The organism is Trinickia sp. Z7 (assembly GCF_056498045.1).
In genome coordinates this window covers 390,532-404,364 of record NZ_JAUEQW010000003.1, presented here as the reverse complement: position 1 = coordinate 404,364, position 13,833 = coordinate 390,532, and the positions used below count along the sequence as shown (strand labels likewise).

At 64.0% G+C, this 13,833-nt stretch carries 14 protein-coding genes; all 14 read right to left on the bottom strand.

The window, feature by feature from the left end:
- Window positions 1-125: 125 nt before the first annotated feature.
- The gene (locus tag QQS38_RS08350) at window positions 126-1,913 is read right to left on the bottom strand and encodes an acyl-CoA dehydrogenase C-terminal domain-containing protein (RefSeq protein WP_479644894.1); all 1,788 of its coding nucleotides are present in this window, start codon (window positions 1,911-1,913) and stop codon (window positions 126-128) included.
- A gap of 73 nt (window positions 1,914-1,986) precedes the next feature.
- On the bottom strand, window positions 1,987-2,589 hold the full coding sequence (locus QQS38_RS08345; RefSeq protein WP_479644893.1) for a TetR/AcrR family transcriptional regulator: 603 nt from the start codon (window positions 2,587-2,589) through the stop codon (window positions 1,987-1,989).
- A gap of 146 nt (window positions 2,590-2,735) precedes the next feature.
- The gene (locus tag QQS38_RS08340) at window positions 2,736-4,010 is read right to left on the bottom strand and encodes a phospholipase D-like domain-containing protein (protein ID WP_479644892.1); all 1,275 of its coding nucleotides are present in this window, start codon (window positions 4,008-4,010) and stop codon (window positions 2,736-2,738) included.
- On the bottom strand, window positions 4,007-4,516 hold the full coding sequence (gene nudB / locus QQS38_RS08335; RefSeq protein ID WP_479644999.1) for a dihydroneopterin triphosphate diphosphatase: 510 nt from the start codon (window positions 4,514-4,516) through the stop codon (window positions 4,007-4,009). Before nudB ends, QQS38_RS08340 begins: the two co-directional genes overlap by 4 nt.
- A gap of 296 nt (window positions 4,517-4,812) precedes the next feature.
- Entirely contained in the window at window positions 4,813-6,615 is a 1,803-nt protein-coding gene (gene aspS / locus QQS38_RS08330; protein ID WP_479644891.1) for an aspartate--tRNA ligase, read from the bottom strand.
- 70 nt (window positions 6,616-6,685) lie between these two features.
- The gene (locus QQS38_RS08325) at window positions 6,686-7,333 is read right to left on the bottom strand and encodes a DUF502 domain-containing protein (protein WP_479644890.1); all 648 of its coding nucleotides are present in this window, start codon (window positions 7,331-7,333) and stop codon (window positions 6,686-6,688) included.
- Between the two features lie 147 nt (window positions 7,334-7,480).
- Window positions 7,481-7,804, bottom strand: coding sequence for an FmdB family zinc ribbon protein (locus QQS38_RS08320; protein WP_479644889.1), 324 nt, complete (start codon window positions 7,802-7,804; stop codon window positions 7,481-7,483).
- Window positions 7,805-7,968: 164 nt separating this feature from the next.
- Window positions 7,969-8,622, bottom strand: a complete 654-nt coding sequence (locus tag QQS38_RS08315) for a methyltransferase domain-containing protein (protein WP_479644888.1) — start codon at window positions 8,620-8,622, stop codon at window positions 7,969-7,971.
- Window positions 8,623-8,626: 4 nt separating this feature from the next.
- Window positions 8,627-10,204, bottom strand: a complete 1,578-nt coding sequence (ubiB, locus tag QQS38_RS08310; protein ID WP_479644887.1) for a ubiquinone biosynthesis regulatory protein kinase UbiB — start codon at window positions 10,202-10,204, stop codon at window positions 8,627-8,629.
- Window positions 10,205-10,218: 14 nt separating this feature from the next.
- Window positions 10,219-10,845: a ubiquinone biosynthesis accessory factor UbiJ gene (locus QQS38_RS08305; RefSeq protein WP_479644886.1), complete on the bottom strand. Its 627-nt coding sequence runs from the start codon at window positions 10,843-10,845 to the stop codon at window positions 10,219-10,221.
- Window positions 10,846-10,973: 128 nt separating this feature from the next.
- Complete coding sequence (locus tag QQS38_RS08300) at window positions 10,974-11,975, bottom strand: Tim44 domain-containing protein (RefSeq protein WP_479644885.1); 1,002 nt, start codon at window positions 11,973-11,975, stop codon at window positions 10,974-10,976.
- 36 nt (window positions 11,976-12,011) lie between these two features.
- The gene (gene ubiE / locus QQS38_RS08295; protein WP_277427347.1) at window positions 12,012-12,743 is read right to left on the bottom strand and encodes a bifunctional demethylmenaquinone methyltransferase/2-methoxy-6-polyprenyl-1,4-benzoquinol methylase UbiE; all 732 of its coding nucleotides are present in this window, start codon (window positions 12,741-12,743) and stop codon (window positions 12,012-12,014) included.
- A 133-nt stretch (window positions 12,744-12,876) separates the two neighbouring features.
- The gene (locus QQS38_RS08290) at window positions 12,877-13,290 is read right to left on the bottom strand and encodes a gamma-butyrobetaine hydroxylase family protein (RefSeq protein WP_479644884.1); all 414 of its coding nucleotides are present in this window, start codon (window positions 13,288-13,290) and stop codon (window positions 12,877-12,879) included.
- A gap of 79 nt (window positions 13,291-13,369) precedes the next feature.
- The gene (locus QQS38_RS08285; protein WP_479644883.1) at window positions 13,370-13,798 is read right to left on the bottom strand and encodes an HIT family protein; all 429 of its coding nucleotides are present in this window, start codon (window positions 13,796-13,798) and stop codon (window positions 13,370-13,372) included.
- Between the last annotated feature and the right edge of the window lie 35 nt (window positions 13,799-13,833).

The window sequence follows — 13,833 nt, the reverse complement described above, 5'->3', positions numbered from 1 at the left end:
ATGCATGTTCGCAGGCTCGGTGCGCGTGTCGCACGCTGCGCCGTATGGCGCCGAGCCGCGGTAAACCCGGTTGTGCGAGGCGCGCCGCCCTCGTGCGCCCCTCGCGGCTTTGCATTGCGTGGAACTTAGAACAGCGCTTGGTCGACTTCCATCAACGTCTTCGAGCCCGCGCGCGCCTCGCGGATGGTCTTGGCCGTCTCGGGCAACAGCTTGGCGAAGTAGAAACGCGCCGTGGCGAGCTTGGACTTGTAGAACGGATCGCCCGACGCTTCTTTATCGAGCGCGATGCGCGCCATGCGCGCCCAGAAGTACGAGAACACGAGATGGCCGACGGTACGCAGGTACGGCACAGCCGCCGCGCCCACTTCGTCCTGGTTCTGCATCGCCTTCATGCCGATTTCCATCGTGAGCTTTTGCACCTTGTCGCCGATATCGGCGAGCGGGTTGATGAACTCTTGCATTTCCGGCTTGACGCCTTCGGCTTCGACGAAATCCGTCACGAGCTTGCCGAACTTGCGCAGCTTGGCGCCCATATCGCCCAAGACCTTGCGGCCGAGCAAGTCGAGCGACTGCACCGCGTTCGTGCCTTCGTAAATCATGTTGATGCGAGCGTCGCGCACGTACTGCTCCATGCCCCATTCCTTGATGAAGCCGTGGCCACCGAAGATCTGCATTGCGTGATTGGTGCATTCGAACGCGTTGTCCGACAGGAACGCCTTCAAGATCGGGGTGAGCAGCGCCACGAGATCGGCCGCCTCTTTGCGCACCGCTTCGTCGCCATGCGAGAGCTCCTTGTCGATCTGCACGGCAGACCAGTACGAGAACGCGCGGGCGCCCTCGGCGTAAGCCTTTTGCGTGAGCAGCATGCGGCGCACGTCCGGATGCACGATGATCGGATCGGCGGGTTTGTCCGGCGCCTTCGGGCCCGTGAGCGAGCGCATCTGCAGACGCTCTTTCGCATAAGCGAGCGAGTTTTGGTAGGCCACTTCCGTCAAGCCCAGGCTTTGCATGCCCACGCCCAGGCGGGCCGCGTTCATCATCACGAACATCGCCTGCAGGCCACGGTTCGGCTCGCCGACGAGCCAGCCTTTCGCGTTGTCGAGGTTGATCACGCACGTGGCGTTCGCATGAATGCCCATCTTGTGCTCGATCGAGCCGCACTTCACGCCGTTGCGCTCGCCGGGTTCGCCGGCTGCGTTCGGAATGAATTTGGGGACGATGAACAGCGAAATGCCTTTCGTGCCGGGAGGCGCATCGGGCAGACGAGCGAGCACGAGGTGAACGATGTTTTCGGCCAGGTCGTGTTCGCCGCTCGAGATGAAGATTTTGGTGCCGGTGATGAGGTATGAACCGTCACCGTTCGATTCGGCCTTCGTGCGCAAAATGCCCAGATCGGTGCCGCAGTGCGGTTCGGTCAAGCACATGGTGCCGGTCCATTCACCCGCCACGAGCTTGGGCAGATAGACCTTCTGCTGCTCGGGCGTGCCGTGAGCATGCAAGCATTCATAGGCGCCGTGCGACAGGCCCGGATACATCGTCCACGCTTGGTTTGCCGAGTTCAGCATTTCGTAAAGCGCGTTGTTCACGAATGCGGGGAGCCCCTGGCCGCCGTATTGAGGGTCGCAGCCGAGCGCGGGCCATCCCGCTTCGACGTATTGACGGTAAGCCTCTTTGAAACCCTTGGGCGTCGTCACCACGCCGTCGCCCGCGTACGTGCAACCTTCCTGATCGCCGCTTTGATTGAGCGGGAACAGCACCTGCGCACAAAACTTGCCCGCTTCTTCGAGCACCTGGTTGATCGTGTCGACATCCAGATCGGCATGCTTGGGCATGCCCTTCACTTCGTCTTCGACGTTCAGCAGTTCGTGCAGCACGAATTGCATGTCGCGCAGCGGCGCGGCGTACTGACCCATGACTTCCTCCAAAGGTTTCCAACGATGAGACCGAGCGGCCTGTCAGGTCGATGCGCCGAACATGACCTCGCCACTACCGGTGGCTCTCGCTCTGATACGAAACAATCGTTTTTTCCAGCGCGGCCCGCGTGAGGCGCTCGGCATCGGGCAGATGCAGAAAGCGCGCGTCGTGATGCAGGCCGAGCGTGAAGCTATACAGTTCGAACAACATCAGGTTCGGATCGGTGTCCGAACGCAAATGCCCCTCTTCGACGGCTTGCGAAATGGCCCGCAGCAACGCCGCCCGCCAGGTCGAGACGCTCAGCACGAGCTGCTCGCGAACCGGGTTGTCGCCACGGTCGTCGTATTCGACCGCGCCGCTGATGTAAATGCACCCGGTCATGACTTCCTGAATGCGCCGCTCCATCCAACGGCCGAGCATCGCGCGCAAGCGCGGCAAGCCGCGCGGCTCGCGCAGGCTCGGGAAAAACACCTCCTCCTCGAAACGGCGGTGGTATTCCCGAACGACCTCGACCTGCAAATCCTCGCGCGAGCCGAAATGCGCGAAGACGCCGCTCTTGCTCATTTGCATGCGCTCGGCGAGCAAGCCGATGGTCAAGCCTTCGAGCCCGTCACGGCTCGCTAAGTCGAGCGCTGCATCTAGAATTGCAGCTCGCGTTTGTTCACCTTTTCGCATAACGTCTCTATACCGTTCTTATAGCTGTGCAACGAAAAATAGAACGGCCGTACTATTATTGAGCGCGACCGTCCTTGAAACAAGGACTTTATTAGAAACCGGAATCTAACCCGACGGGCCGGCGCCCAGCGTGGGGACGGATCGGTCTAGTCGTATCCGCCGACGGTGATCAGCTTCATCACCGCCCGATACAGCGCATAGGCGAACCAATTGGTCAGCCGCTGCGGCAACCTCCGGGCGGCGTAGCAGGCCGCATCGATCGGGCGCGCCTCGTCGAACGCGGTCAGCATCGCTTCGCGCAACTGCTCGATTTCGGGATGCTCGATCAGCACGACGTTCGCTTCATTGTTGAGCACGAGACTCAGCGCGTCGAGGTTCGACGATCCCACCGTCGCCCAGTTCGAGTCGACGACGGCCACCTTGCCGTGCAACATCGTTTTTTCGTACTCGCCAATTTGCACGCCTGCTTTCAGAAAGACGCGGTAAAGATGAGGCACGGCCCAGTCGAGCGCCGCGAATTCCTTGCGGCCGACGAGCAAACGCACTGCCACTCCGCGCCGCGCCGCGCGCACGAGCGCACGGCGCAGCTTGCGTCCCGGCATGAAATAGGGGTTCGCCAGGAGAACTTCGTGCCGGGCGCGGCCAATGGCGACGAGATACGCCTTTTCGATTGCGCGGCGATTCACGAAGTTATCGCGCGCGACGAACGCCACGCTCGGCGCTTTCAGCGCGCGCTGGGCCGCGGCGACCGTCGATGCGGCCCCAGCATCGCGCTCGCGCGAGATCGCTTTCGTCAACGGCACGAGCGCGCGCGACATCGATTCCGCGTAAGGGCGATGCCCGAGCGTCAAGCGCCGCCACTGCGCGTCCAACGCCGCGCTCACGTGCGCGACCACGGGTCCCGTCAATTCGACGGCGAAGTCCCAGCGCGGGTGCTCGAGGCGCCCGCCCGCGGCCGCGAAGTCGTCCACCACGTTGATGCCGCCGCAGAAGGCCACGCGCTCGTCGACGAGCGCGAGCTTGCGATGCGTGCGCGACAGGCCGAATCGGCCGAACAGGCTGAGCCAACCGGGGTTGTAGATGCGATGTTCCACGCCGGCCGCGATCCACTCGTCGAACAATGCGAGCCGGCCGGTCCCCAAGCCGTCGGTGATCACGCGCACCCGTACGCCGCGCAGCGCCGCGCGCACGAGTGCGTCGGAAACGGGGCGTCCGGCCTCGTCATCGCGAAAGATGTACGTTTCGAGCGAGATGCTCGCGCGAGCCGAATCGACGTGCGCAATCAACGCGTCGAAGTAGTCGGCGCCGCTGCTGAAGAGCCGCACCGCATTGCCGGCGGTGAAACGCAGCCGCGAGCCGCGGCGTCGTGATACGAGCGCCCGTCCGATGCGCGCGAGGCGACGCGCACCCCGTTGGCTCATGCGCCCTCTGGCCGCTGCGCAGCGCCCGCGAGCGAGGCGCTCGCGCGCAGGCGCCGCGGCAGTTGCAAGATGGCGTCGCGGTTGGACGACGAGAAACAGCGTGCCGCGGCTTGCTCGTACGGTAGCCATAGGTGCGCCGTATGCTCTCGCGGTGCGAGCGTGACTTCCAGCCGGTGCGGGACTTCGAGCCCGAACCAGTGTTCGACGTTTCGCGTGACGCCTTCGGCGTAACGATGACGCCAGACCGGATAGATTTCGTATTCGATCTGCTCGCCCCAATCGACGAGCGCGTCGGCGCTCACGAGGGCACTTCCGACGACGATGCCCGTTTCTTCCGCCACCTCTCGTGCCGCCGTTTCTTCGAGCGGTTCATCGATACGATCTTTCGAGCCCGTAACCGATTGCCAGAAACCGGGCCGGTCGGCGCGCTCGATGATCAGCACGTCGAGCTCGGGCGTGTAGATGACGACGAGGACGGACTCCGGAATTTTCGGCGGCTTGAGCATGGTGTCGATTGCGTGCATGTTTGCCCGTCAGCATAGCGCGTGCGAGAGATGGACGCGATACGAGCGGCGCGGGCGACGCGCCGAGGCGGCCCGCCGTACGCGCAATCGGCAGAGAAATGCAGACCTCAGACCGGTAAGCAAGTGCCGTAGACGCGGCCGCTCCCCTACCCGAAAACGAAAAAACACCCCGTCGATCGGAGGCTATCCGATATACGGGGTGCTCATTTCGAAAACCCGCCTTACGGGCCGCGACCGGTAGGCATGCGCCTTCATCGATCGCAGCGGGCAGGCGGTCGTCAGGCCTTCGGCTGCTCCGGCTGACGCAGGCGGATATGCAATTCGCGCAATTGACGCTCGTCGACCGCGCTCGGCGCCTGGGTGAGCAGACACTGTGCGCGCTGCGTCTTCGGGAAGGCGATGACGTCGCGAATCGAATCGGCGCCGGCCATCATCGTGACGATGCGATCGAGACCGAACGCGATGCCGCCATGCGGCGGCGCGCCGTACTGAAGCGCATCGAGCAGGAAGCCGAACTTCGCCCGCGCTTCCTCGGCGCTGATGTTCAGTGCGCGGAAGACCTTGCTTTGGACCTCCTCGCGGTGAATCCGCACCGAACCGCCTCCGATCTCCCAACCGTTCAGCACCATGTCGTACGCCTTCGCGAGGCAGCGACCCGGATCCGATTCGAGGAATTCCAGGTGTTCGTCCTTGGGGCTCGTGAACGGATGGTGGGCCGCCACGTAGCGCGCCTCCTCCTCGTCGTACTCGAACATCGGGAAATCGACGACCCAAAGCGGCTTCCAGCCGGCTTGCACGAGCGCATTCGCCTTGCCGAATTCGGAATGACCGATCTTCAGGCGCAACGCACCGAGACTGTCGTTGACCACCTTCGCACGATCGGCCGCGAAGAAAATAATGTCGCCGTCTTGCGCGCCCGTGCGCTCGAGGATGGCCGCGATAGCCGCGTCATGCAAGTTCTTCACGATCGGGCTTTGCAGGCCGTCGCGACCCTTCGCCACCTCGTTGACCTTGATCCACGCCAAGCCCTTCGCACCGTAGATGCGCACGAATTCGGTGTAACCATCGATATCGCCGCGCGTGAGCTCACCGCCCTTCGGCACTCGCAGCGCCGCCACACGGCCGTCCTTCGTGTTCGCCGGCGCGCTGAACACCTTGAACTCGACGTCCTTCATCGCGTCGGTGAGCTCGGTGAACTCGAGTTGCACGCGCAGGTCGGGCTTGTCCGAGCCGAAGCGCGCCATCGCTTCGGAGTACTGCATGACCGGGAACGGCGCGTCGAGCGTGACACCGATCGTCTCGCTAAAGACGTGGCGAATCATCTGCTCGAACAGATCGCGAATTTCCTGCTCGCTGAGGAACGAGGTTTCGCAGTCGATTTGCGTGAATTCGGGCTGGCGATCGGCGCGCAGATCTTCGTCGCGGAAGCACTTCACGATCTGGTAGTAACGATCGAAGTTCGCGACCATCAAGAGCTGCTTGAACAACTGAGGCGATTGCGGCAACGCGAAAAATTGCCCGGCATTCACCCGCGAGGGAACGAGATAATCGCGAGCGCCTTCGGGCGTGCTCTTCGTGAGCATCGGCGTTTCGATGTCGATGAAGCCTTGGGCGTCGAGATATTTGCGCACTTCCATCGCGACGCGATAGCGCAAACGCAGGTTGTTCTGCATTTGCGGGCGGCGCAGGTCCAGCACGCGATGCGTGAGGCGCGTGGTTTCCGAGAGATTGTCGTCGTCGAGCTGGAACGGCGGCGTGATCGATGCGTTGAGCACCGTCAATTCATGGCAAAGCACTTCGATCTTGCCGCTCTTCAAGCCGGCATTGGTCGTGCCTTCCGGACGGTTGCGCACGACGCCCACCACGCGTACGCAAAACTCGTTGCGCACGCCTTCGGCCGCCTTGAACATGTCGGCGCGGTCGGGGTCGCAGACGACTTGGACCAGGCCTTCGCGATCGCGCAAGTCGATGAAGATGACGCCGCCATGGTCGCGCCGGCGATGCACCCAGCCGCATAGCGAAACGGTTTGGCCCAGCAGGTGTTCGGTCACCAGACCGCAGTATTCAGATCTCATCGACATGGTATTCGTCTTTCGTTTGGCATGAGGGGGCAACGCGCGGCGAACTTCGCCGCGGCGCGGCGCCTAGGGTCTAAAGGGGCGGCTCGACCGGACGGCGGACCGGCGCGCTCGCCGGACCTTGCGGGGCGACGACGCCCATCGAGACGATGTACTTGAGCGCGGCGTCGACGGTCATATCGAGTTCGACGACTTCCGCTTTGGGCACCATCAGGAAAAAGCCCGACGTCGGGTTCGGCGTCGTCGGCACATACACGCTGACATGCTCGGCTTGCAGGTGATTGACGACATCGCCGCCCGGCACGCCCGTGAGGAACGCGATGGTATATGAGCCGCGCCGCGGGTATTCGATCAGGAGCGCTTTGCGAAACGCATTGCCGCTGCTAGAGAGCAGCGTGTCCGACACCTGCTTCACGCTCGTATACAGCGGGCCGACGATCGGAATGTGCCGCACGATCGCATCCCACCACGTGACGAGCTTCTGGCCGACGAAGTTCTGCGTGAACAAGCCGACGATGAAGATGAACGCGAGGGTGAGCAAGGCGCCGACACCCGGCAAGTGAAAGCCGAACAACTTCTCGGGCTGCCACGACGCGGGCAACAACAATAGCGTCTGGTCCATCGTGCCGATGATGAGCCCCAGCACCCAAAGCGTGATCGCCAAGGGCACGAGAACCAGCAAGCCGGTCAAAAACACGGATTTCAGCGTCGTCTTCTTCATGTCTACCGCCAGGGAACCGCTTGTAAAGTAATCGGCGCGCGTCCTCGCGCCGGCGCACATCGGGAGCCGATGCGCGCCCAGGCGCCCCGACGCGTGCAGCGACCGGCGCGCAGTTGCGGGCGGCGGCGCGTGCCAGCGAGGCGGCGCTTACGCGTCGGTCGCGGCCGACGCGCTGCTGGCGGCCGGTTGCGCGGCCGTGCTGTCCGACTTCGTTTCGGCCTTCGCTTCCGGCTTGGCCTCGGCGTTGGCCGCTCCCGCGCTGGGCGTGGCCGCTTTCGAGCCGTTCGAGCCGCCGCGGAAATCGGTGACATACCAACCGGAACCCTTGAGCTGGAAACCGGCGGCCGTAACCTGTTTGCGGAAGGAATCCTTCTCGCAATGCGGACACTGCGTCAGCGGCGCGTCGCTCATCTTTTGGAGCACATCCTTCTCGAAGCCGCACGATTCGCAACGGTAGGCGTAGATCGGCATGATTCTGTTCCCGACTATTTCCGACAATAAAACGGTTGAGCGCTTGCAAAGCGTTGAATTATAGCCGCAATTGGCCGCACCCCGGCTGAGCGAGGCGAAGCCCCGTGCGGTTTGCGAGATGGGGACGGTGCGGGGAAAAATCAAGCCCCACGTGCGCCGCGCAATTAACGCCTGCGCCAGGTCATCCAGCGCTCTCGCCCTGCGAAGACCGGGATCGAACCGCTGACCGCTTCGTCCTCGACGAGTTCGAACGACTCGCCCAGCAATGCCGCGAGGTCCGAACGCGATATGCCGAATGGCGGCCCTTTCGGCGATTCGTCGAAAAAGAAGAAGCCGGCCAGCACGGCGCCAGGCCCGAGCAGGTCCGCCATCCGGGCGGCGTAGTCGGCGCGGCGCTTGGGCGGCAACGCGCATAGGAACGCGCGCTCGTAAATCCACTCCGGAGCGAACGGCGGGCGATAGGTGAAAAAATCGGCTTGCTCGACGAGCCCGGCGTCGGGCCCAAGCTGCTTGCGCGCCAGGGCCACGGCATCCGCTGAAAAATCGATCGCGCGCACGGTCCAACCGGCTTGCGCCAATGCAGCGGCTTCATGCGCGCTGCCGCACCCTGGGATCAACACGGCCCGCGGCGCGTTTCGCGCAACGAAGGCGGCGAATGCCGGGGGCACGCCGGCCTGGTCCCACGGCGTGAAGCCCTCGCGAAATCGTTCGTCCCAAAACGCGGCAGTGTTCGGATCCCGCGTCGAGAAGACCGGCGCCTCGCCGGCGGCGCTCGGATGAGCGGCGGCGCGCGGATCGGGCGCGGGGGATTTGGCCATGGCGTTACGCTCCGTAAGCGAGGGCGAGCCATGCTCGCGCCAGCACTGCGCCCGCGCCCGCGGCCACGCCGAACAACAGCAGCGCTTGCAGCAGGCGGTTCGTGCGCTTTTGCTCGAGCAACAGTAATTTGATGGCGGTGTCTTGCGTGTGGCGCGCGCCGTCTTGCCGCTCGGCGAGGATGTGATGAACGAGCCGCGGCAATTGCGGCAGCGTTTTACTCCACTGCGGCGCCTCGACCTTGAGCCGTTCGTACCAGCCGCGCCAACCGATCTGCTCGTTCATCCACCGCTCGAGATAGGGTTTGGCCGTCTTCCACAAGTCGAGCTCGGGATCGAGTGAGCGGCCGAGACCTTCGACGTTGAGCATCGTCTTTTGCAGCAGCACGAGCTGCGGCTGAATTTCGACGTTGAAGCGCCGCGAGGTGGAGAAGAGCCGCAACAACACCTGCCCGAGCGAGATGTCCTTCAGCGCCCGGTCGAAATACGGCTCGCAAACCGCGCGGATCGCGCTCTCGAGTTCCTCGACCCGCGTCGAGGGCGGCACCCATCCCGATTCCAAATGGAGCGTCGCCACGCGGTGATAGTCGCGCTTGAAGAAGGCAAGAAAGTTTTGCGCCAGGTAATTCTTATCGAAGTCGGACAACGCGCCGATGATGCCGAAATCGAGCGCGATGTAGCGCCCGAAGTGCGCCGGGTCGAGGCTGACCTGAATGTTGCCAGGGTGCATATCGGCATGAAAGAAGCCGTCGCGAAACACCTGCGTGAAAAAGATTTCGACGCCTTCGCGCGCGAGCTTCGGGATATCGACGCCCGCCGCCCGCAGTGTCTCCACTTGGCTGATCGGCACGCCCACCATGCGCTCCATCACGAGCACGTTCTGGGTGCAAAACTCCCAGTACATTTCGGGAACGAGCAGCAGGTCGAGGCCCGCGAAATTGCGCCGCAGCTGGCTGCCGTTGGCCGCCTCGCGCATGAGGTCGAGCTCGTCGTGCAGGTACTTGTCGAACTCGGCGACGACTTCTCGCGGCTTGAGCCGCTTGCCGTCGGCCCAAATCCGCTCGGCCCACGTCGCCAGATCGCGCAGCAACGCGAGGTCGGAATCGATGACGGGCAGCATGTTCGGCCGCAGCACCTTGATCGCGACGTCCTTGCCCGCATGTTGCCCCGACTTCACCTTCGCGAAATGCACCTGTGCGATCGACGCGCTCGCCACGGGCACGCGCTCGAACTCGTCGAACAACACGTCCACGCGCGCGCCGAGCGATCTTTCGATGATTTCGATCGCCACATCGGAGTCGAACGGCGGCACCTGGTCCTGCAACTTGGCCAGTTCGATGGCGACTTCAGTCGATAGTAGGTCGCGGCGGGTGGAGAGCACCTGCCCGAACTTGACGAAGATCGGACCTAGGCTTTCTAGCGCGAGCCGTAGCCGCACCGCCGGCGGCGCCTTGAAGCGGCGGCCCACCGTGGTGACGCGCAGCAAGAACCGCACGCGGCGATCACTGATGCGATTGAGCATCATTTCGTCGAGCCCGAAGCGCACGACGGTGTACACGATCTTGAAAAAACGCAATAGACGCATGGCGGGCCCGCGGACTAATGTACGCGGCGCAACGCGCCTGCCTGGCGCGCATGCGCCTGCTGATCGAGACGCTCGATCCGCTTTTCGACGCGCGCGAGCGCGTCGCGGGTTCGAGCCAGTTCGGCGTTGAACGCGTCGAGCGCACGGCGGCGCACGAGCTGCGGATTCTCGTCGAGCAAATATTCGGCGATCGAATCGCGCAAGCTGCGGCCGGCACGCAGCGCCTGGTCGCCCGCCGCCCGCACGAGGCCGGCGGCTCGGTGCGCCGGTGCGTCGCCGATCAATTTTGCCAAATCCTCCTCGGGCTCCCAACGCAAGTGCTCGGCCAGCTTCGCGAGCTGCGTGGCCAATTCGGCATCGCCCTCGATCTTCACGTGCTTCATCACGGCCGCCTGACCGCCTTGCATGAAGGCCGGCAGCGCATCGGGACCGATCGCCAGCGAGACGTCGACGCCTTTCGCGTCGCCCGCGTCGATGGCAGTGAGGTAGCCGTCCGATTCGATGGCGAAGGTCAACACGATCGAGGAAAACGCGAAACGAGCCGTCTTGCCGGCGTAAGGCGCGAGGCGCTCTCGCGCCCAGGCTTCGCGAGCGAGCAAATGGTTGACGGCGGCGGCAAAGGGCTTGGCGGCAAGAGTCATCGGGTAGGAATAAAAAGCCCGCGCCGGCGGCAGCCGATGCGGGCCTCTATTGTAGCGCCCGACACCCGGCCGCTACCGTCGGCCGAACGACTCGGCGCGAATGCCCGAGCCGAACGGCCGGGCGCCGCTCAATGCACGGTCGCCTGCTCGATACCGGCGAGCACCCAGCCTGCGCCGCCTTGCTTGGGCTTGCTCAATTGCCAGATTTCGGCGAAGGGCTGCGCCGCCTGACCGGAAACCTCGCGGATCAAGCCGCTGTAACGCACGCTCGCGCGGTATTCGAGCGGATCTTCCGCCAGATCGATCAGTTCGGCATTGAGCTGCACGACGTCGGTTTGGCTGCGCTCGCCGGTCTGGGCCGCATGCTCGAGCTTGAGTTCCGCGAAGACTTCGGGCGTGGAGAACGTGCCGATATCGGCGAGATTGCCCGCGTCCCATGCGGCTTGGAGACGCACGAAGTTGACCTTCGCGTGATGCAAAAAAGCAGCCTCGTCGAAATCGTCCGGCCGCGCGAATGCCGCGTGTCCCGCATCGGCCACGGCGGACGAACCCGAGGCACGCACGGTTTGGGACTGGGCCGCCGGTTCAGTGAAGACGTCCGGGCGCATCGACGAGGCGCCGAGCGCTCCGGCCAACGCGGGCGAGGTCTCGCGCCGGCGGCGCAGGGAAAGCAGTTTGCGCACGAGCCAAATCCCGACCATCGCCATGAGCGCGACCACGATGACGTTTGCCATCGCGCTCGCGAATGCCCCGCCTAGGCCGAAGTGCGACAGCAGCGCGGCGATGCCGAGCCCCGCCGCCAAACCGGCGATCGGCCCGAGCCAGCGCGAGCGCGCGGGGGTGGCCTGCGCGGGCTGCGCAGTCTGCGTGCGCTGCGCTTGCGCGCCGGCAGGCGCCTGCGAGCCCGAAGGCGCCGAGCGGACCGATTGCTGCGCGGGCGGGGCGGCGTCGCGCTGCATCGTGGTTTGCGACTGCCGCCCGAAGCTACGCCCGCCGCCCATGCGCCTGGCCTCGGCATCGAGCGTCGCGAGCGTACCGGCGGCCAGCATCGTAGCCACCGCAAAGAACCTGATTCGCTTCGTCAAATGCATTGAAAGCTGTTTGGAAGGATGCGAAAGCGAATCGGTCATTACGGTATTCCTTATAAAAACAATGAGTTGGAGGTTTTAATACTTCACCCCCACGTGCAAGGCTACCACGCCAGCTGACAAATTGTAATATTTCACGCTGTCGAGCCCAGCCTGCTCCATCATCGTTTTCAAGGTGTCCTGATCCGGGTGCATGCGGATGGACTCTGCAAGATACCGGTAACTGTCGGCATCTTTCGCGAATTTGGCGCCGAGCCACGGCAAAACCTTGAAGGAGTAGACGTCGTACGCCTTCTTGAGCGGCTCCCAGACCTTGGAGAATTCGAGCACGAGCAAGCGGCCGCCGGGCTTGAGCACGCGCCGCATCTCGGAAAGAGCAACTTCCTTGCGCGTCATGTTGCGCAGGCCGAATGCGACCGTCGCCACGTCGAAGTAGTTGTCGGGAAACGGAATTTTCTCGGCGTCGCAGAGCAGCGCGGGGGTGACGAGACCACGATCGAGCAAGCGGTCGCGCCCCACGCGCAGCATCGACTCGTTGATGTCGGTGAGCCACACCTCGCCGGTGGGCCCTGCCTGCTTGGCGAACGCGCGCGAGAGGTCGCCCGTGCCGCCCGCGATGTCGAGCACCTTGAAGCCAGGGCGCACGTGCGCCTGCGCGATCGTGAACTGCTTCCACACGCGGTGCAGGCCGCCCGACATCAAGTCGTTCATCAAGTCGTAATTGGTCGCGACGGAGTGGAATACGCCCGCCACCTTCTTCGCTTTTTCCTGCTCGTCGACGGTTTCGAAGCCAAAGTGGGTCTTGCTCATCGCGTTATCCTCCGCGTTTTTCAAATAGGTGCGCGATCGTATCAGCGCCCGCCGCGCCGCTCCAGCGCGCACCGCGGGCGGCAGAAGGACAAATGGCCGCGACCGAGTCGCGCAGCGGCCCCTGCCGGTTCGGTCAGTGGCAGTGACCGCGCGCTGCGGCCGGCGCCGCCATGGGCGCGTCGCGGTCGACGCCGGCGGCTGCGAGCCTATCCAAGTAGCTGCGCCACAGCTCGTCCTGGTGCGTCGCCAGTTCGTAGAGCAAATCCCACGAATAGATGCCCGTCGAATGACCATCGGAGAAGGTGGGCTGCAGCGCATAGTTGCCGACCGGCTCGAGCGAGACGATCGTCACGTCCCGTTTGCCCGTTTGCAGGGTTTCCTGTCCCGGCCCGTGGCCGCGCACTTCGGCCGACGGCGAATACACCCGCATCAGTTCGAAAGCGATCCGATAGCTCGCGCCGCCCTCGTACTGCAGCTCCAGCGTGCGCGATTTTGCATGAACGACGATGCCCGTGGGCACCGGCGTGCGCGAAGTCAGTCCGCTCATTGCTTGCCTCTCGTTCGATCCAGCGATCGCATCGCACGCGCTCGTGCGGCGGCGCATCGCATCTTACGGCAGCCGGGATTCACACGCCCGCCTGCGTCATTTCCTGGCGCAGCGCGTCGGCGATCAGCGTGGCTTGTGCGCGCCGCTGCGACAGCAACGCCTCGGAAACGGACCGCTGCCGCGGCGCCCAAATCGGCAGCGGGAAATGCGCGTCGTTCGAAAACCGCGGAATCACATGCCAATGCACGTGCGGCACCTGGTTTCCCAAACTCGCAAGGTTCACCTTGGCGGGGGCCAGCACGCGCCGTACCGCGCGCTCGGTCGCATACACGGCCAGCATCACGCGTTGACGCTCCTGCGACGCCAAATCCGAAAACTCCGCCACGTGGGCGTTCCAAACCACGCGGCACAAGCCCGGATAGTCGTGCTCGTCGGCCAATACGACGCGCAATGCGTCGTCCTGCCAAAGCACGACGCCGCCTTCCTCACGGCAAAATACGCAATCCATGATCGCCCCTTCGCGTTCGACCCACGACGGCGAGC